Consider the following 15,714-nt stretch of genomic DNA (forward strand, 5'->3'; position numbering starts at 1 on the left):
CCCGAATGCCGGTCATGAGGTGACGAGACGGGAAGGGGGACGGCGCCAGGTCGGCCGCGTCTCGACGAGCAGCACCGGGGACCGGGGGACCGGGACTTGCCCTTTACGCTGCGTCAACTTCTAGCCTCGCGGCCATGTCGATCACCGTTCTTGACACCTGCTCCGCCATGAAGCGGATTCTGACGGCCCCCGCCGCAGACCGCGTCGACCTGCTGCGTTCGATGCTGGAACCCATCCAGGGCATGTACCGCTACTACCCCGGCGAGGTCGACCTGGTGGGCATACATCGCCAAACCTCCGGGTTCCCCCTCGACCGCGACGAGGAGCGCTGCCTCGACGCGGTCGAAACCCTGGCTGCGGCCGGGGCCCGGGAGCGGATGCAACGCGCACTCGACGACGCCCTCGCCGTACTGCTGGAGGCGACGCCGGGGCTGGAGGCTCCGGACATCACCGTGGCGCTCGTGCTCGGCGATCCGAGTGACGAGCACTTCATGGGTCCCTGCAAAGGATTGACCGGGTTCGGCGGCATCTCCGGCTACATCGCCATCACGTTCTGGCCCTTCCCCGAGAACGTGGAGCGGCTGGAGGCCACCGCCGTCCACGAACTCCACCACAACCTGCGGTTCGGCCCGGGCGGCGTCGTGTGGGATCCGACGACCGTCACGGTCGGCGAGCACATCGTCTCCGAGGGCCTGGCCGACGCCTTCGCCCGGCAGCTCTACGGCGACGAACTCGGCCCCGCCCGTATCGGCGTGCCGCACCTGCACGACGACGAGGTCTTCAGCAAGGTGCTCACCGGGCTCGACGTGACAGGCATGGAGAACTTCTCCGCCTGGGTGCACGGCGACCCCAGCGCCGAGCGCTTCGGTCTCACCCCGGTGGGACTGCCGATGGGCGCCGGGTACGCCGCGGGCAACAGACTGGTCGACACCTACCTGGCGGCAACCGGGCAGACGGCGGCACAGGCCCTGCACGCGGACAGCTCCGAGATCATCGCCGCCACCCTCAGCCGCGGGTGACACCGGAACGAGGGAGTGGGGGACGGGACCGGTCCCCCGAACCAGCCGCCGCCGCAGCGCCACCGCGGCGGCGGCTGCCGGCTCGGGGCCGACGCTCGCCGGCACGGTCTTCCTTTCGGCGTCCCTTCAATGACGCCGGGGTCGCGCACAGCACCCCGCGAATTCCGCCCAGACCACCTTTCCCGGGCTCCGCTCCCCCACTCCCCACTTGTCCGCCAGCATTTCGAGCAGCAGCAGTCCGCGACCGGTTTCCGCCTCGTCGTCGACGCACGACAAGCGCGGCGTTCCCTCCCCGCTGTCGTGCACCTCAATTCGCAACAGTCCGTCATGCTCCAGCCAAAGCATCACCCGAAATCCCCGCCCCGGCGGCACCCCGTGCAGCAGCGCGTTCGTCGCCATCTCGCTGACGCACAGCAGTACGTCGTCGCTGCGCTCGCTGACACCCCAACCACTGAGCGCGGCCCTCACGAAGGCCCGCGCACGGGGAACTGAGCGCCGCTCCCGCCGATAGAAGTGCTCCCGGAAATGCGGGAGGTGAGTTTCGCGGTTCATATGAGAACAGTCGCGTCTCTTGTTTACGCTCAACACCGGTTCCACTCGTACAGATCCGTTGTACGGGTTCAGTACCGGTCAACCCCGGGCCGGTTGGGGGAGAGACACGGTCATGCCACAACCCAAAAAGCGTACGAAGAACGCCTCCGCCATGAAGATGGTGGGCCAACTCCTCGCCAACTATCGCCGCGCGGCGGGCTACACGCAACGGTCCCTTGCCCGGCTGGTATGCGCGGAAGAGGAAACCGTCGCCTCCATCGAGCAGGGCCGCCGCGCCCTGAAGAGCGACCTCGCCGAACAGCTGGACGAGCTCCTCGATACGAAGGGCGCCCTGGCGGTCGCGGTCAAGCACATGCCGGAGATGGACAAGTATCCGCTGTGGGCGGAAGAGTTCATCGACCGGGAGCAGGAGGCCTTGGCCATCGACTGGTTCGAGAACCAGGTACTGCCCGGCCTGTTGCAGACCGAGGAGTATGCCCGCGCGGTCTTCCGGAGCAAGGAGCCGCCGCTGGACGCCGACGAGATCGAGGTCCAGGTCGCCGGGCGCATCGACCGTCAGGCCGTTCTCCAACGGAAGGTTCCGCCCTCCGCGAGCTTCGTCATCTCCGAGGCCGTACTGTTGGATCGCATCGGCGGCGACCTCGTGCGGCGGGAGCAGCTACGCCGCCTCCGGCAGGATGCCGACCTGCCGGGGCTGTCGATCCAAGTCATGCCGCTCGGACGCGAAACCCATGCCGGGCTCAATGGCCCCTTCATCTTGCTGGGGACTCCGGACCACGAGAGTTTGGGCTACATGGAGACACAGCGCGGAAGCATCCTCGTCTCAGACGCAAATGAGGTCGGCATCCTTACGCGAAAATATGCGATGCTGCGAACCCAGGCTCTCAACATCGAAGAGTCCAGAAGCCTGTTGGACCGGTTGGTAGGAGAGGCATGAGCGAAGCACAGTCCACACCCGGCACCGACAACCTGGCGTGGTTCAAGTCGAGCTACAGCGGCAGCGAAGGCGGCGCCTGCCTGGAGGTCGCCTACGACTGGCGCAAGTCCAGCTACAGCGGCGACGAAGGCGGCGCCTGCCTGGAGGTCGCCACCTGCCCCGACGCCCAGGTTCACATCCGCGACTCCAAGAACCCCGCCGGTCCGACCCTCACTCTCACGCCAGCGGCCTGGGCGCAGTTCACGGCGTACGCCGCACACCGACGCTGACGGGGACGCGCCCCGAAGGGGGCGCGGGGAACGGCGCGCCCAGCCACAAACAGACCCGCAGCGGGCAGACGCCCCGCAGGGGCTGGCAGCAGCCCTACGAGCGGAAGCCGATGACGCCGAAGCCCTCCCGGGCTTCGGCGTACCGCATCCAGTCGAGGCACTGCATCACGGCATCGACGACGTCCGGTTCGAGCGGCGGGGCGTGCCCCGCCGCCTTCGTGGCCTCGAACTGCTCCAGCGCCTTGGCTATCTGCTGCGGTGTCCAGGTGCCGCAGCCGGGCATGTGGGTCCAGGGAAGCGGCTCGGGGAAGTCGGAGAAGCTGAACTCCTCCACGGATACGGCGGTGATGCGCAGGGCTTCCAGGCCCTCGTCCACGACGGAGAGCCAGTCGCCGCGGTGCGGGGTGAAACAGTCGTTGGGCAGGAACGAACCGGTGAGGTCACACAGCCGCCGGTAGGCGTAGCCGTACTGGAAGGCGTGATCCTCCTTCTCGCTGAAGGGGCCACCGTTGACGACGGCGGTGAGCGCCTCGTACGCGCTGGGCGCGCCGCGTTCGATCTCGAAGCTGAAGGAGTCGTCGTCGCGTTCGAGGTCCTCGGCGAAGTTGGTGCGTATGACTTCCAGGAGTTGCTCGTCGCGGGAGCCCACGAGGGCGCGGGTGGCAGCGACGTCGAGCAGGTAAAGACTCAGTGCTGAACTCATGGCGCGACTCTAATTCCGGGCACCGACAACGAAGCGGGACGCCTCGCGCCCGGCGATATCCCGGTGCGGCCGATGCCGGACCCGGGCCATCCTCGTCGTACATGAACGAGTCGTACATGAACGAGAAGCGGAACGTCCGCGTATCCAAGTTTCTGGCGCGCCATCTGCGCCATGACCCCGCGCGCATCGGGCTCAGGCTCGACCCGCGGGGCTGGGCCGCTGTCGATGAGTTGCTGGACGCCGCCGCGGCGCACGGTTTCCCCGTCACGCGGGCGGAGCTCGGAGAGGTGGTGGCGACCAACGACAAGCAGCGCTACGCCCTTTCCGAGGACGGCAGCCGCATTCGGGCCAACCAAGGGCACACCGTCGCTGTCGAGTTGGAGCTCCCCGAGCTGGCGCCGCCGCATGTGCTCTTTCACGGCACTGTGCCCCGTTTTCTCGCCGCCATCCGCGCGGAGGGGCTGCGCCCCATGGCGCGGCATGCCGTGCACCTGTCGGCGGATCGCGAGACGGCGACCCGGGTGGGGGCCCGCCGGGGCCGTGCGGTGGTGCTGACGGTCGCCGCGGGGTACATGCACGAGCAGGGCCATATCTTCCGGCGGAGCGAGAACGGCGTGTGGCTGACCGCTGCGGTGCCCCCTCGCTGTCTCGGCTTCCCTCGCTGAGACCTCCGCCAGTACGCCCACCGATACGTCCGCCGAGACGTCCACCGAGACATCGTTGAGGGCGGGTTTCCGCCAGCCCTCGCGCGGGGGCCTTGCTGGACTCGTGGGCATGGAAACAGTGCTCACGAAGGAACAGCCGGCGAAGGGGTCGCCGCTCACATCGTGGTCGGCCGTGATCTCGGTGATGGCGGGGCTGTTCTCCCTCGTCACGACGGAGATCCTGCCCATCGGGCTGCTCACCTCGATCGGGGCCGACTTCACCGTCTCGGACGGTATGGCCGGGCTGATGATGACGATGCCGGGCTTCTTGGCGGCGGTCTCCGCACCGCTGGTGACGGTGGCGACAGCACGCGTGGACCGGCGGCGGATGCTGTGCGCGTTCATGCTGCTGCTGGCGCTGGCCAACTTCGTCGCCGCGACGGCCGACGACTACGGGTGGATTCTCGCCTCGCGCGCCGCGGTGGGGGTCACGATCGGTGGGTTCTGGTCGATCGGCGCGGGCCTGGCGCCGCGGCTGGTCGCGGCGCCCTCGGTGGGGCGGGCGACGGCGGTGATCTTCGCGGCGGTGCCGCTGGGCTCGGTGCTCGGGGTGCCGCTGGGCACGTTCGTGGGGGATGTGGCGGGGTGGCGTACGGCGTTCGCGGCGATGGGGGCGCTGTCGCTGGCGGTCTTCGCCGCGCTGTTGTCGGTGGTGCCGCCGCTGCCGCCCGAACAGGTCACCCGGCTGCGTACGCTCGGCCGGCAACTCGGCCGGGGCGGTACGCGGTTCGCGCTGCTGGTCACCTTTCTGATCGTGCTGGCGCACTTCGGCGCCTACACGTATGTGACGCCGTTCCTGGAACAGGTCGCCCGGGCGGGCCCCGGAGTGATCACCGCGGCGCTGCTGGCCTTCGGGGCCGCCGGGATGCTCGGCAACTTCGTGGGCGGTCCGGCTGCCGCCCGTCGGCCGTACGCGGCGTTCGGTGCGGCGGCGGGGACGCTCGCCGTCGCGACGCTGCTGCTGCCGGTGCTGGGCCGGTGGGAGGCGGGGGCTTTCGCGCTGCTGGTGGTCTGGGGCGTGGGGTACGGGGCCGTGCCGGTCTGCTCCCGGACGCTGTTCGCCATGGCCGCTCCCGGGGAGGCGGAGGCGTCCTCGACGCTGTTCACCGCGTCGTTCCAGGCCACCATCTCGACGGGGGCGCTGGCCGGCGGCGCGCTGCTGGACCGTTCGTCGCCGTCGGTGGTGCTGACGGTGGGCGGCGCGGTGGCACTGCTGGTGGTGCCTGCCGTCCTGTGGCGGGTTGCGGCGAGGACGGCGGCGGTCTGAAAGGGCTGCCGGGGCCCGCGTTCGTGCCCGTTCCGCCGGGCGGGCAGAGTTCGCCGGAGGCGCCGCGCGAGGAGGGCGATCACCGGCTGCCCACCTGCCTCACGGGTCCCGCCGGGAAGGTGGTTCCCCATCGGCTACCTGGCCCACGGCACGATTCCGGGGGCCGCACCCGGGATACCCGTAGGCGCATGTCCGGTATCGAGCTGAGCACCTCGGCATTCAACGACCACGCTTTGATCCCCCGCCGCTACACGCGCGACGGCGAGGACGTCTCCCCGCCCCTGGAGTGGTCCGGGGTGCCCGACGGCACCGCCGAACTGCTGCTGCTGTGCGAGGACCCGGACGCGCCGTCGGGCACCTTCGTGCACTGGCTGGTGACCGGCGTCGACCCGGCCGCGCGGTCGGTGGACACCGGGGAGACCCCGCAGGGCGGTACCCCGCTCACGAACGGCTTCGGAGGATCCGGCTGGGGCGGCCCCCAACCGCCGGCGGGGGACGAGGCGCACCGGTACTTCTTCCGGCTGTACGCCCTGCCCGAGGCGGTGCGCATCCCCGACAACGCCTCCGCCGAGGACGTGCACCGCGCGGTGGACGGCCCCGCGCTGGCCAGCGGCAACATCGTCGGGCTCTACCAGCGCTGAGGCTCCGGCGGTTCCGGCGAGGGGTGCCGCTGTCGGTCGGGGGCCGCTGCCGGTCGGTTGCCGGGCGCCGGGTGCGGGTCGGTCACGGCTGGTGGGGGCGCCTCCCGGACGGAGTCCGGGGGAGCAGTTCCCGTGCCCCTGGGGTTACCTCCCGGCCGGAGGCTGGGGGAGGGGCGCGGCGCCCGTGAGCGTGTCCCAGGCCGCCATGGCGGCCTCCACGACACACAGCAGCTCGTCGCGGGAGGCGCCGTCCTTGGCCTGGACGGAGAGGCCGAACAGGACGGTCGCGTAGAACGAGGCCAGCGTGCGGGTGTCGGTGCCGTCCGGTACGTCGCCCTCCACGACGCCGCGGTCCATGCGCTCGCGGAGACTGCTCTCCATCGCCCGGCGGTCCTCGGCCAGCAGTGCGCTGACGCCGGCGTTCTCCGGGGTGCAGTTGGTGGCGGCGAGGACGACCATGCAGCCGGGTGGCCTGCCGGGTTCGGTGTAGCCGACGGCGTTGCGGCGCAGCGCCTGGTGGATGCCCTCGCGGGCCGTGCGCGCCTCGGCCAGCGCGCGGGGGGTGACGGTGCCGTCGGTGCGCCCGTACAGCTCCACCGCCTCGCGGAAGAGGGCCTCCTTGGAGCCGAAGGCGGCGTAGAGGCTCGGCGGTCTGATGCCCATGGCCTCGGTGAGCTCGGCCATCGTGGTGGCCTCGTATCCGCGCTCCCAGAAGACGTGCATCGCGCGTTCGAGCGCGGCGTCCCGGTCGAAGGCGCGTGGCCGTCCGCGTGTGGCCATCACCGGCCCCCTTCCTGCCGTTGCTCGGCGTCGGCTGCCCCCGGCCCCTGGCGGCAGTTTATTTAACGCTCGCTACCGAAAGCCCTTGACGCCCGAGGATACTCGCTGCCTTAATTATGAAGCGCTCGCTACAGAAAGAGCGGGCGCAGCTTGCGGCTCCATACGCGACACGAAACGAGGACAGCCATGACGTCGACGTCGACACTCCCCCTCAGCGGCAGGGCAGCGCTGGTCACCGGGGGCAGCAGGGGCATAGGCGCGGCCGTCGCCAGGCGGCTCGCGGCGGACGGCGCGGATGTCGCACTGACCTATGTCAGCGCGGAGGGCCGGGCCAAGGAGGTCGCCGAAGACGTGCGCGCCACCGGCCGCCGGGCACTGGCCGTCCAGGCGGACAGCGCCTCGGCCACCGACCCGGTGGAGGCCGTGCACCGTACGGCACGAGAGTTCGGACGCCTCGACATCCTGGTCAACAACGCGGGCGTCTTCCCCAACGGCCCGCTGGAGGACGTCACCCCCGAGGAGATCGACCGCACCCTCGCGATCCACGTACGGGCCGCGCTGCTCGGCGCCCAGGCCGCGGCGGGGCACATGACGGACGGCGGACGCATCGTCACGATCGGCAGCAACCTGGCCGAGCGCGTCCCCGGCCCCGGCATCACGCTCTACGCCGCCTCCAAGTCGGCGCTCAGCGGCCTCACTCGGGGGCTGGCCCGTGACCTGGGCAGCCGCGGCATCACCGCCAACCTCGTCCAGCCCGGCTCGACGGACACGGAGATGAACCCCGCCGACAGCGACAATGCCGACGCGCAGCGAGCCCTGACCGCCCTCGGCCGCTACGGCAGCCCTGAGGGCATCGCCGCCATGGTGGCCCATCTGGTGGGCCCCGACGGCGCGGGCACCACGGGCGCCACCTTCACCGTGGACGCCGGCGCCAACGCCTGACCGCTCCGGCGCGGGGTGCCCCGGGCGCTGGTCAGGGACCGTGCAGGGCCTCGTCCGGGGCCGGGAGCCAGGAGCCGGGCGGGCGCAGGCGCCAGCCCTCGTCCCCGTCCGGCTTCCGCGCGGCCTCCCGCAGCGCCGTCAGGCCCGGGTGCCGCAGTCCCCGGCGCCACACCACCGAGACCGGTGACAGCGGCACCGGCTCGGTCAGAGGCCGCAGCACCATGCCCTCGATGCCGATGAAGACGGTGGTGGCCAACACCGACCACCCCCTCCCCCGCACCACCCGGGCGAACTCCCGCTCCCCCTCGATCTTCGGGAACGGCGCGGCCAGTTGTATCCCGCGCCCCTCGAACAGGGCCTGGGCGTAGGAGGTCCACTCGGCGGTGTCGGGGTTGCCGGCACCGGCGTACAGCGTCTCCCCCTCCAGCGCCGCCAGTGGTACCTCGCTCAGCCCCGCCAGCCGGTGCTCTTCCGGCAGCAGCACGGCGACGCGCTCGTACCGCACCAGGTCGTGCTCCAGCCCGGCCGGCATCTCGCGCGGCAGTCCGGCCACCCGCCCGAAGGAGACATCGATACGGCCCGCGAGGATATCGCCGGCAGCCGCTGTCAGACCGCTGTAGTAGCGGGCGACGAACTCCACACCCGGCGCGGCCTCCCGCGCCGCCTCCAGCACCCGCTGCCCGGTGGAGACGGCTGCCGCCACATCGACGGCCAGCGGCCGCGCCTCACCCGCCTCGCCCCGCCCGAAGGCGGCGGCCAACCCGTCGTGCGCCGCCAACACCCGCAGCGCGTACGGCAGCAGCCGCTCGCCCTCCGGAGTGAGCGCCACCCGCCGGGTGCTGCGGACGAACAGCACGGCACCCAACTCCCGCTCCAGCGAGCGGATGTCGCGGCTGAGCGCCTGCTGCGCCACGTACAGCCGGACGGCGGCGCGGGTGAAGTGCAACTCCTCCGCCACCGCCACGAACGCCCGCAGCAGGCGCGGGGAGAGATCACTGGGCACCCGAAGACGTTAGGCGGGCGCCACGCGGTCCACAACAGGGAAATTCACAACACAGCTGTGTGAAAGAGCCGCCAACAGGTGTTGGACCCCGACTCCCACCTGCGACAACGCTGTACGACATGCCTGCACACCACCGACCTTCCCACACGGCGCGCCCGTTGTACGCCGTACACGGCAGCACCCTCGTCGTGGCGCGACCCCCCGCCGACACGCGACCCGCCGCCGACGCACGGGGCCCCGCCGTCGCACGGCACGCGCCACCGCCGCCACCGCCACCGCCACCGCCACCGCGCCGGAGCCGGGCACGCAGCCCGTACCTTCGGCTGTTCGCCCACCCCGGCACCGTCGGCTTCACACTCGGCAGCCTGCTCGCCCGGCTCCCCATGGGCATGTTCACCGTCAGCGCCGTACTGATGATCGCGGGCGAGCGGGGCTCCTACGCGCTCGCCGGGAGCGTCACCGCGACCGGCCTGGCGGCGACCGCGCTGACCGGGCCGCTGGTGGCACGGCTCGTCGACCGGTACGGGCAGTCCCGTACCGCCCTGCCCGCCACCCTGCTCGCGCTGCTCGGCTCCCTCGCACTCGTGCTGTGCGTACTCACCCGCGCGCCCGACTGGACGCTCTTCGTCGCCTACGCCGCCACCGCGACCACCCCCAACATCGGCGGCATGGCACGCGCCCGCTGGGCCCATCTGCTGCGCGGCGATCCGGCCGCCCGGCACACCGCCAACTCCCTCGAACAGGCCGCGGACGAACTGTGCTTCATGCTCGGTCCCGTCCTCGCCGCCCTCCTGTGCACCACACTCTTCCCCCAGGCCGGGACACTGGCCGGATGCGCCCTGCTGCTGACCGGGACGCTGCTGTTCACCGCGCAGCGCTCGACGGAACCCCCACCGGGCCGGAACCGCGCACAAGCCGGTCCCGCGCCGCTGCGGCAGCCCGGAATGCCCGCCCTGCTGCTGGTCTTCCTCGCCACCGGCGCGGTGTTCGGAGCCCTGGAAGTGGTCACCCTGGCCCACGCGGACGGGCAGGGGCACCGAGCCGCGGCCGGCGCCGTACTCGCCTGTCAGGCCGCCGGTTCGGCCCTCGCCGGGCTCGCGTTCGGCACCCTGCCGCCCGCCCGCTCGGACCGGCGCCGACTGGCCGGCTGCGTGGCCGCCATGACCGCACTGATGGCCCTGCCGCTGTTCACCTCGCTGACGGCCCCGCTGCCGCTGCTGGCCGGGGCGCTCCTGGTGGCCGGTATGGCGACGGCACCGACGATGGTCACCGGCATGGCACTCGTCCAACGGCTCACCCCGGCCGGACGCCTCAACGAGGGCATGACGCTGGCCGTGACCGCGCTGCTCGGCGGTATCGCCGCCGGATCGGCGACCGGGGGCTGGGCCACCGAAGCGCTCGGTTCCGCCGGGTGGGCGTACACGGTCCCCCTCGCGGCGGCTGCATCGGCGGCCGTCCTCGCCACCCTCCTGGCGGCACGGCCCGCCGCACCCGGGTGACGCCCGCCACCACGGACGGCCCACCGCGCACGGGCTCCCTCGACGAACGTCCCTTCACGGAGTCCTTCCGGAGTCCTTCGCGAAGGCGCGTCACACCGGGGGCGAGTAGTGCTGCGGCCGGTCCCGCGCCTCGGGCGGCGGCAGATTGCGGGCGGGCGTCTCCACCACCGGCGCGTCCCGGTCCCCGGCCCCACGCGCCCGCTCCCAGCCCGCGCGCGCCCTCGGGTGGTAGCGGCGCGACGGCGGGACCAGCTTCCAGCCCCAGTGGATCAGCCGCCCGATCCTGCGCAGCCGACGCTCGTCGCGCAAGGTCCACGTGTAGCCGAGGCGACGCCGTACCGCGGGCGGGAAGAAGCCGACCGTGAACCACACCGAGGCCCGCGCCTGCGGCCCGCGCACCAGCCGCCACACCGCGTCCGGCAGCAGCCGCAGCGCGGGCGGCTTCGCGATCAGCGTCAGATCGAGCACGTCGCGGGTCGGCCGGTTGTCCTCCAGCACGTTCTCGGCCATGTGCGCCCAGTACTCCTGGAACGCCTCCCAGTCGGCCGGTACGGGGCGCGTACTCATCCCGTACAGCCGCCACCACCGCACATGCTCGTCGAACAGCTGCCGCTTCTCCGCCTCCGTCAGCCCAGGTCCGAGCCGGTCGGCGACGAGCAGGGTGAGGACGAAGAAGGTGGCGTGCGCCCAGTAGAACGTCTCCGGATCGAGCGCGTGGTACGGGCGGCCCACGGCGTCGATGCCCTTGACGGTCCGGTGGTACCCGCGCACCTGCCGCGCCGTCTCGGCCGCGCGGGGCCCGTCGTAGACGACACCGCCGATGGGATACAGCGAACGGAACAGCCGCTGCCAGCGCTCCTCGAAGAACCGTGAGTGCTCGGCGACACCCGCGCCGAGCTGCGGATGCATGTTCTGCATCGCGCCCGCCCACGGCGCCAGCAGCACGCTGCGCCAGTCCCCGAAATACTGCCAGGTCAGCGACCCGGGCCCGAGGGGCTCCGGCGCCGGATCGGGCCGTGTGTTGCGGACCATGCGGCACTCCTCCGCTCCGGGGTCCTCCCTTCGCAGGGTAGATGCCCCGAGCGACGAAATCAGCCCCCGGCCGACCCGCTGCTGTTGGCGGCGGCCCGCATGTCCAGCGCCTTCTTCAACGCGGGGCCGGCCACCCCCGCCCGCGCCGTCAGCTCCTTGAGACGACGACGATGCTGGTGGCGTACCCGCCAGTTCAGCTCCGGACACAGCCGGGCCAGCGCCGCGAAGGAGGCCAGCGCCGCCCGCGCGGGCTCGACCCGCCCCACCGGCTCCGTACCGGTCAGCGTGGCGACGGCCTCCGCCCGCAGCGCCCCCGGCAACCCCCGATCACGCACGGTCACTCTCTTACGGCGCAGCGTCCTGCGCTCCACGGAGACGACCCCCGCCCCGGAGAGCTGCTCCTCCACCGCGAGACAGGTCTCACGGCGCTCCCGCTGCACCAGGCTGCGCCAGCGCCGCGCACGGGAGTGCTCGGCGATGGAGCGGAGCGCGCCGTCGAGCACGGGGTCCCCGGTGCGGTGGCCTCCGGCCGGCCGGGCCCTGCCCTTGTCGTCCTTGAGGCAGCCCCGCGCCTCCAGCTCCGCCAGGGTGGCAGCCCGGATCGCGTAGCCCAGCTCGTCACCCCATTTGAGCTGGTCCTTTTCCACGTCGCAGGCGAGGAGATAGAGCCGCGCCGGCAAGCTGCTGGTGCCTGTACCCCGTTCCATCCTCCCATGACAGCACGCTGCTGGAAGCAGCGGAAAGGGCAGGTCAGCCCCATAAGGAAAGACCGAAACCCCGGCCGGGGGGGGGCGGTGCGGGTGACAGGTCCCTGGGCTGGGGGTGCGGGCCCTGGACTGGGGGTGCGGGACCCCCGGACTGGGGGGTGCGGGTGGCGAAGCCCCCGCCACGCGGGGCGAAGCCCCGCAAAAACGACGAAGGCGAGGCGGCCCACGCATTCCGTGGGCACACCTCGCCTTTCGCCTTCGTGGAGATGGCGGGAATCGAACCCGCGTCCAACGAAGTGGAAACAGGGCTTCTCCGAGCGCAGTCCGCTGCGATTTTCTCGGCCCCGGAGATCACGCGGACAAGTCTCCGACGGGCCCAGTCACTGTGTGATGTCCCGGTAGGTCCCGTGACCGGACCTACGCGGTGAGTTCCCTTAGCTGATGCCAGGAACCGGGGCGGGAACTACCCCGGGCTGACACTTCACGCTCGCTGCTCAGGCAGCGAGGGCGAAGGAATCGCGCTTGGTGTTGGCGATTATTTTTTTGCGGCACATGGTTAACGAGATCATTGCCGCGTTCCTCGACTCGCTTCCCCTGCTTCGACGTTCGCTGTCGAAACCGATCATCCCCGTGTTGAGTTGACAATCTGCACCCGCACCCCAGGAGCGGTGCTGTCATGCTGCGACCATGATACGTGACCGGGTCGCACCCATGCCAACCATTTGCGGCCCCGAGCTATTCCGGCCCTCCCGGAGTGCTCAGACGCGGGCGCGCTGGCGGCGCCGGACCGCCGAAATGGCGCGCTCCGCCTCCCGGCGGTCCTGCTTCTCGCGGAGCGTCTGCCGCTTGTCGTACTCCTTCTTACCCCTGGCCAGGGCGATCTCGACCTTCGCCCGGCCCCGGTAGAAGTAGAGCTGCAGCGGGACCAGGGTGTAACCGGTCTCCTGGAGCTTGCCGGTCAGCTTGTCGATCTCGGCACGATGGAGCAGCAGCTTCCGCTTACGCCGGGCCGCATGGTTGGTCCAGGTGCCCTGCGCGTACTCGGGGATGTGCACGTTGTGCAGCCACACCTCGCCGCCGTCGATCTGGGCGAAGCCGTCGACCAGCGAGGCGCGGCCCTGGCGCAGCGACTTGACCTCGGTTCCCGTCAGCGCGATGCCGCACTCGTAGGTGTCCAGCACGAGGTAGTCGTGCCGCGCCTTCTTGTTCTGCGCGATGAGCTTACGGGCGTCCTTGTCGTCCTTGGCCTTGGACTTGGCCTTGCGTGTCGTCTTCATCTTCGCCATAGCCCGGCCATTCTCCCACTACGACCTGGCTTCCAGGCCACTCAATACTTTCCTGGCCCGCTCCATCGACTCTCCCCTGCTCTTCACCGAGAGATCGGGAACGATGCCGCGCCCCTCCACGTCGCGACCCGACGGAGTCGTGTAATGACCCACTGTCAGCTCGGCGACGGAGCCGTCCGACTGGGGCCGGGGCATCTGCACCGAGCCCTTGCCGAAGGTGCGGGAGCCGACCACGACGGCGCGCCCCCGGTCCTGCAGCGCCCCCGTCAGCATCTCCGCGGCGCTCATCGTCCCGCCGTCCACGAGAACGACGAGCGGACGCCGCTCCACGTCCCCGGGGCCGGCCTCGCCGGCCTCGCCGGCATCGTCGGTGTCGGAGTCGGCGTACAGCGCGTGCTCGGTGCCGTTGTCGTCGTAGGTGGCGACCAGACCGCCGTCGAGGAAGGCACCGGCCGCCGTGACCGCCTCCTCGACCAGGCCGCCGGAGTTGCCCCGCAGATCCAGCAGGACGGGCCCCTCCTCGGGTACCCGCTCACGGACCGCCCGGCGCACCTGGTCGCCGGAGCCCCGGGTGAAGGAAGCGATCTTGACGCGGGTGACGCCGTCACCGATCCGGTCGACCCGCACCGACTCGGTCGTCAGCCGCTCCCGGCGCAGCGTGCGGCGGAGGTCGGTGCCCTCGCGGGTGAGGTGGAGCCGTACCCGGGAGCCGGGGTCGGCGGGGGCGTCCGGGGAGTCGGGGTCGGAGCCGCGCAGCAGCGCCACGACGGCCGTGACCGGCTCGCCGGTGACCTGGTGACCGGCCACGGAGCGCAGCCGGTCCCCGGCGCGGATGCCGGCGCGGTCGGCGGGGCTGGCGGGCTGCACCCGGTCCACCTCGACGACGGTGCGGCGCGCGGTCCGGCCCCCGGTGCCGGCCTTGCGGTCGGTGGCGCTCTCCCGGTCCGCTCCGGTGGCCGTGCCGCCGCCCGGGGACGCCCCCTCGGCGCGGGCCTGGCGCACGGAGATGCCGACGCCCACGTACGAGCCGTCCAGGGCCTGCCGCAGCCCCTCGTACTCGCGGGCCGAGTACGCGGCGGACCAGCGGTCGCCGCTGCGGCTGACGACGACATCGGCGTCCGCCCGGTCGCCGCGCTCGCGGGCCTCACCGGAGCCGGCTGCCGCGCCCTTGCCGTCGGCGGGGTACTGCGGCGGGCCTTCCGGCCCGCCACGGCCGACACCGTGTGCGGCGCCGCCGGGTGCGGCCGAGCCGAACGCGGCCAGCTCCCCACCGAAGGCCCCGGTCGCCGCGCCGGTCGCCAGCACGCCGACGAAGACCAATGTCAGGGTCCCGCGCCGCGACCGGCGCGGGCGTGAGTCGAGGAACCACGAGCCTGGCATGGTCCGGAGTGTAGGCCAGTGCGGGGCGCCGTACGGGGCGTTGGGCCCACGGCACCCCGCGTCCTGTGTCACACCTTCAGGTACTTGCGCAACGTGAAGAAGGCTGCCACGGCCGGCATCAGCACTCCCACCGCCACGATCAACGGCAGCACCTTGATCACAGCGTCCCAGCCGACGAAGTTGATCAGGACGATCCGCTCCTGGAGCCAGTTGTTGATCAGGAAGTACTTGCCCAGCACCAGCAGCACACAGGCGAACCCGGCGCCGATCAGCCCCGCGATGGCGGCCTCCAGGATGAACGGCATCTGGATGTAGAAGCTGGAGGCACCGACCAGCCGCATGATCCCGGTCTCCCGGCGCCTGCTGAACGCCGACACCCGCACGGTGTTGACGATCAGCAGCAGCGCAACGACCAGCATCAGCGCCATCACACACAGGGCCGCGATGTTCATACCGTTGAGGAGGTTGAAGAGGGGCTCCAGCGTCTTGCGCTGGTCCTGTACCTCTTGCACGCCCTGCCTGCCGGAGAAGGCGGTCTGCAGGACCTGGTACTTGGTCGGGTCCTTGAGCTTGACCCGGTAGGACTCCTGCATCTGGTCCGGCGTCAGCGAGTCGGCCAGCGGCGAGTCCTTGAACTGCTCCTTGTAGTGCTTGTAGGCCTCGTCGGCGGACTCGTAGTAGACCTTCTCGACGACGTCGAGCTTGTTGAGGTCGGCCTTGATCGCGCTCTTCTGCTGCTCGGTCACCGCGCCCTTGGCGCAGCTGGCGCCGGCGTCGTTCTTGTTGCACAGATAGAGGGAGACCTGGACCTTGTCGTACCAGTACCCCTTCATCGTGCTCACCTGCTCCTGAGCGAGCAGCGATCCGCCCGCGAGCGCGAGCGACAGGGCGACGGAGACGATCACCGCGAAGGTCATCGTGAGATTGCGACGGAGACCGACGCCGATCTCCGACAGGACGAACTGGGCGCGCATGGCGTCCCTTCTTCAGTGC

Annotated in this window: 17 protein-coding genes and 1 other RNA gene; 8 read left to right on the forward strand and 10 right to left on the reverse strand. The window is 71.3% G+C overall.

What is annotated here, in order from left to right:
* The first annotated feature begins 134 nt into the window (after window positions 1-134).
* Entirely contained in the window at window positions 135-1,019 is an 885-nt protein-coding gene (locus KBY19_RS04875; protein ID WP_210965223.1) for a DUF2268 domain-containing protein, read from the forward strand.
* Between the two features lie 126 nt (window positions 1,020-1,145).
* On the opposite strand, the gene KBY19_RS04880 is transcribed toward KBY19_RS04875, so the two are convergent.
* Window positions 1,146-1,571, reverse strand: coding sequence for an ATP-binding protein (locus tag KBY19_RS04880; RefSeq protein WP_210957206.1), 426 nt, complete (start codon window positions 1,569-1,571; stop codon window positions 1,146-1,148).
* A 112-nt stretch (window positions 1,572-1,683) separates the two neighbouring features.
* Between KBY19_RS04880 and KBY19_RS04885 the strand changes: the two genes are divergently transcribed.
* Window positions 1,684-2,508 carry a helix-turn-helix transcriptional regulator gene (locus tag KBY19_RS04885; protein WP_210965224.1) on the forward strand — a complete coding sequence of 275 codons (825 nt, stop codon included), beginning with the start codon at window positions 1,684-1,686 and terminating at the stop codon, window positions 2,506-2,508.
* Window positions 2,505-2,777: a DUF397 domain-containing protein gene (locus tag KBY19_RS04890; protein ID WP_099881423.1), complete on the forward strand. Its 273-nt coding sequence runs from the start codon at window positions 2,505-2,507 to the stop codon at window positions 2,775-2,777. The genes KBY19_RS04885 and KBY19_RS04890 overlap by 4 nt, the downstream gene beginning before the upstream one ends.
* A gap of 94 nt (window positions 2,778-2,871) precedes the next feature.
* Here KBY19_RS04890 and KBY19_RS04895 read toward each other — a convergent pair whose 3' ends face one another.
* The gene (locus KBY19_RS04895) at window positions 2,872-3,480 is read right to left on the reverse strand and encodes a hypothetical protein (RefSeq protein WP_210965225.1); all 609 of its coding nucleotides are present in this window, start codon (window positions 3,478-3,480) and stop codon (window positions 2,872-2,874) included.
* Window positions 3,481-3,596: 116 nt separating this feature from the next.
* On the opposite strand from KBY19_RS04895, the gene KBY19_RS04900 reads away from it, so the two are divergent.
* The 3 genes from KBY19_RS04900 (at window position 3,597) to KBY19_RS04910 (ending at window position 6,092) form a co-directional block, all read left to right on the forward strand.
* Window positions 3,597-4,145: an RNA 2'-phosphotransferase gene (locus KBY19_RS04900; protein ID WP_210965257.1), complete on the forward strand. Its 549-nt coding sequence runs from the start codon at window positions 3,597-3,599 to the stop codon at window positions 4,143-4,145.
* Window positions 4,146-4,254: 109 nt separating this feature from the next.
* Window positions 4,255-5,451 (forward strand): MFS transporter, encoded by a 1,197-nt coding sequence (locus KBY19_RS04905; protein WP_210965226.1) that lies wholly within the window; start codon window positions 4,255-4,257, stop codon window positions 5,449-5,451.
* Window positions 5,452-5,639: 188 nt separating this feature from the next.
* Complete coding sequence (locus KBY19_RS04910) at window positions 5,640-6,092, forward strand: YbhB/YbcL family Raf kinase inhibitor-like protein (protein ID WP_099881434.1); 453 nt, start codon at window positions 5,640-5,642, stop codon at window positions 6,090-6,092.
* 144 nt (window positions 6,093-6,236) lie between these two features.
* Here KBY19_RS04910 and KBY19_RS04915 read toward each other — a convergent pair whose 3' ends face one another.
* Window positions 6,237-6,872, reverse strand: coding sequence for a TetR/AcrR family transcriptional regulator (locus tag KBY19_RS04915; protein ID WP_210965227.1), 636 nt, complete (start codon window positions 6,870-6,872; stop codon window positions 6,237-6,239).
* 186 nt (window positions 6,873-7,058) lie between these two features.
* On the opposite strand from KBY19_RS04915, the gene KBY19_RS04920 reads away from it, so the two are divergent.
* Window positions 7,059-7,814, forward strand: coding sequence for an SDR family NAD(P)-dependent oxidoreductase (locus KBY19_RS04920; RefSeq protein ID WP_210957201.1), 756 nt, complete (start codon window positions 7,059-7,061; stop codon window positions 7,812-7,814).
* A gap of 31 nt (window positions 7,815-7,845) precedes the next feature.
* Here KBY19_RS04920 and KBY19_RS04925 read toward each other — a convergent pair whose 3' ends face one another.
* Window positions 7,846-8,817 (reverse strand): LysR family transcriptional regulator, encoded by a 972-nt coding sequence (locus KBY19_RS04925; RefSeq protein WP_210965228.1) that lies wholly within the window; start codon window positions 8,815-8,817, stop codon window positions 7,846-7,848.
* Between the two features lie 119 nt (window positions 8,818-8,936).
* On the opposite strand from KBY19_RS04925, the gene KBY19_RS04930 reads away from it, so the two are divergent.
* Window positions 8,937-10,316: an MFS transporter gene (locus KBY19_RS04930; protein WP_210965229.1), complete on the forward strand. Its 1,380-nt coding sequence runs from the start codon at window positions 8,937-8,939 to the stop codon at window positions 10,314-10,316.
* Between the two features lie 90 nt (window positions 10,317-10,406).
* Here the strand turns inward: KBY19_RS04930 and KBY19_RS04935 are convergent, their stop codons facing one another.
* From KBY19_RS04935 to ftsX, 6 genes are all read right to left on the reverse strand, one after another.
* Complete coding sequence (locus tag KBY19_RS04935; protein WP_210965230.1) at window positions 10,407-11,348, reverse strand: oxygenase MpaB family protein; 942 nt, start codon at window positions 11,346-11,348, stop codon at window positions 10,407-10,409.
* Between the two features lie 59 nt (window positions 11,349-11,407).
* Complete coding sequence (locus tag KBY19_RS04940) at window positions 11,408-12,055, reverse strand: GPP34 family phosphoprotein (protein WP_099881447.1); 648 nt, start codon at window positions 12,053-12,055, stop codon at window positions 11,408-11,410.
* Between the two features lie 258 nt (window positions 12,056-12,313).
* Window positions 12,314-12,685, reverse strand: a transfer-messenger RNA (tmRNA) gene (gene ssrA, locus KBY19_RS04945).
* 128 nt (window positions 12,686-12,813) lie between these two features.
* The gene (smpB, locus tag KBY19_RS04950; protein WP_099881449.1) at window positions 12,814-13,341 is read right to left on the reverse strand and encodes an SsrA-binding protein SmpB; all 528 of its coding nucleotides are present in this window, start codon (window positions 13,339-13,341) and stop codon (window positions 12,814-12,816) included.
* A gap of 18 nt (window positions 13,342-13,359) precedes the next feature.
* Window positions 13,360-14,721 carry a S41 family peptidase gene (locus tag KBY19_RS04955; RefSeq protein ID WP_210965231.1) on the reverse strand — a complete coding sequence of 454 codons (1,362 nt, stop codon included), beginning with the start codon at window positions 14,719-14,721 and terminating at the stop codon, window positions 13,360-13,362.
* A 68-nt stretch (window positions 14,722-14,789) separates the two neighbouring features.
* A complete protein-coding gene (gene ftsX, locus KBY19_RS04960) occupies window positions 14,790-15,695 on the reverse strand; it encodes a permease-like cell division protein FtsX (RefSeq protein WP_099881453.1) in 906 nt (301 codons plus the stop codon).
* Window positions 15,696-15,714: the final 19 nt, after the last annotated feature.

This window comes from Streptomyces sp. B15 (assembly GCF_018070605.1).
Lineage (GTDB): Bacteria > Actinomycetota > Actinomycetes > Streptomycetales > Streptomycetaceae > Streptomyces > Streptomyces smyrnaeus.

What these genes read in the sequence shown, in the direction of transcription:
- KBY19_RS04875 (WP_210965223.1), top strand. Translation starts at nt 135, where the DNA reads ATGTCGATCACCGTTCTTGACACCTGCTCCGCCATGAAGCGGATTCTG.
- KBY19_RS04880 (WP_210957206.1), bottom strand. Translation starts at nt 1,571, where the DNA reads ATGAACCGCGAAACTCACCTCCCGCATTTCCGGGAGCACTTCTATCGG.
- KBY19_RS04885 (WP_210965224.1), top strand. Translation starts at nt 1,684, where the DNA reads ATGCCACAACCCAAAAAGCGTACGAAGAACGCCTCCGCCATGAAGATG.
- KBY19_RS04890 (WP_099881423.1), top strand. Translation starts at nt 2,505, where the DNA reads ATGAGCGAAGCACAGTCCACACCCGGCACCGACAACCTGGCGTGGTTC.
- KBY19_RS04895 (WP_210965225.1), bottom strand. Translation starts at nt 3,480, where the DNA reads ATGAGTTCAGCACTGAGTCTTTACCTGCTCGACGTCGCTGCCACCCGC.
- KBY19_RS04900 (WP_210965257.1), top strand. Translation starts at nt 3,597, where the DNA reads ATGAACGAGAAGCGGAACGTCCGCGTATCCAAGTTTCTGGCGCGCCAT.
- KBY19_RS04905 (WP_210965226.1), top strand. Translation starts at nt 4,255, where the DNA reads ATGGAAACAGTGCTCACGAAGGAACAGCCGGCGAAGGGGTCGCCGCTC.
- KBY19_RS04910 (WP_099881434.1), top strand. Translation starts at nt 5,640, where the DNA reads ATGTCCGGTATCGAGCTGAGCACCTCGGCATTCAACGACCACGCTTTG.
- KBY19_RS04915 (WP_210965227.1), bottom strand. Translation starts at nt 6,872, where the DNA reads ATGGCCACACGCGGACGGCCACGCGCCTTCGACCGGGACGCCGCGCTC.
- KBY19_RS04920 (WP_210957201.1), top strand. Translation starts at nt 7,059, where the DNA reads ATGACGTCGACGTCGACACTCCCCCTCAGCGGCAGGGCAGCGCTGGTC.
- KBY19_RS04930 (WP_210965229.1), top strand. Translation starts at nt 8,937, where the DNA reads ATGCCTGCACACCACCGACCTTCCCACACGGCGCGCCCGTTGTACGCC.
- KBY19_RS04935 (WP_210965230.1), bottom strand. Translation starts at nt 11,348, where the DNA reads ATGGTCCGCAACACACGGCCCGATCCGGCGCCGGAGCCCCTCGGGCCC.
- KBY19_RS04940 (WP_099881447.1), bottom strand. Translation starts at nt 12,055, where the DNA reads ATGGAACGGGGTACAGGCACCAGCAGCTTGCCGGCGCGGCTCTATCTC.
- smpB (WP_099881449.1), bottom strand. Translation starts at nt 13,341, where the DNA reads ATGGCGAAGATGAAGACGACACGCAAGGCCAAGTCCAAGGCCAAGGAC.
- KBY19_RS04955 (WP_210965231.1), bottom strand. Translation starts at nt 14,721, where the DNA reads ATGCCAGGCTCGTGGTTCCTCGACTCACGCCCGCGCCGGTCGCGGCGC.
- ftsX (WP_099881453.1), bottom strand. Translation starts at nt 15,695, where the DNA reads ATGCGCGCCCAGTTCGTCCTGTCGGAGATCGGCGTCGGTCTCCGTCGC.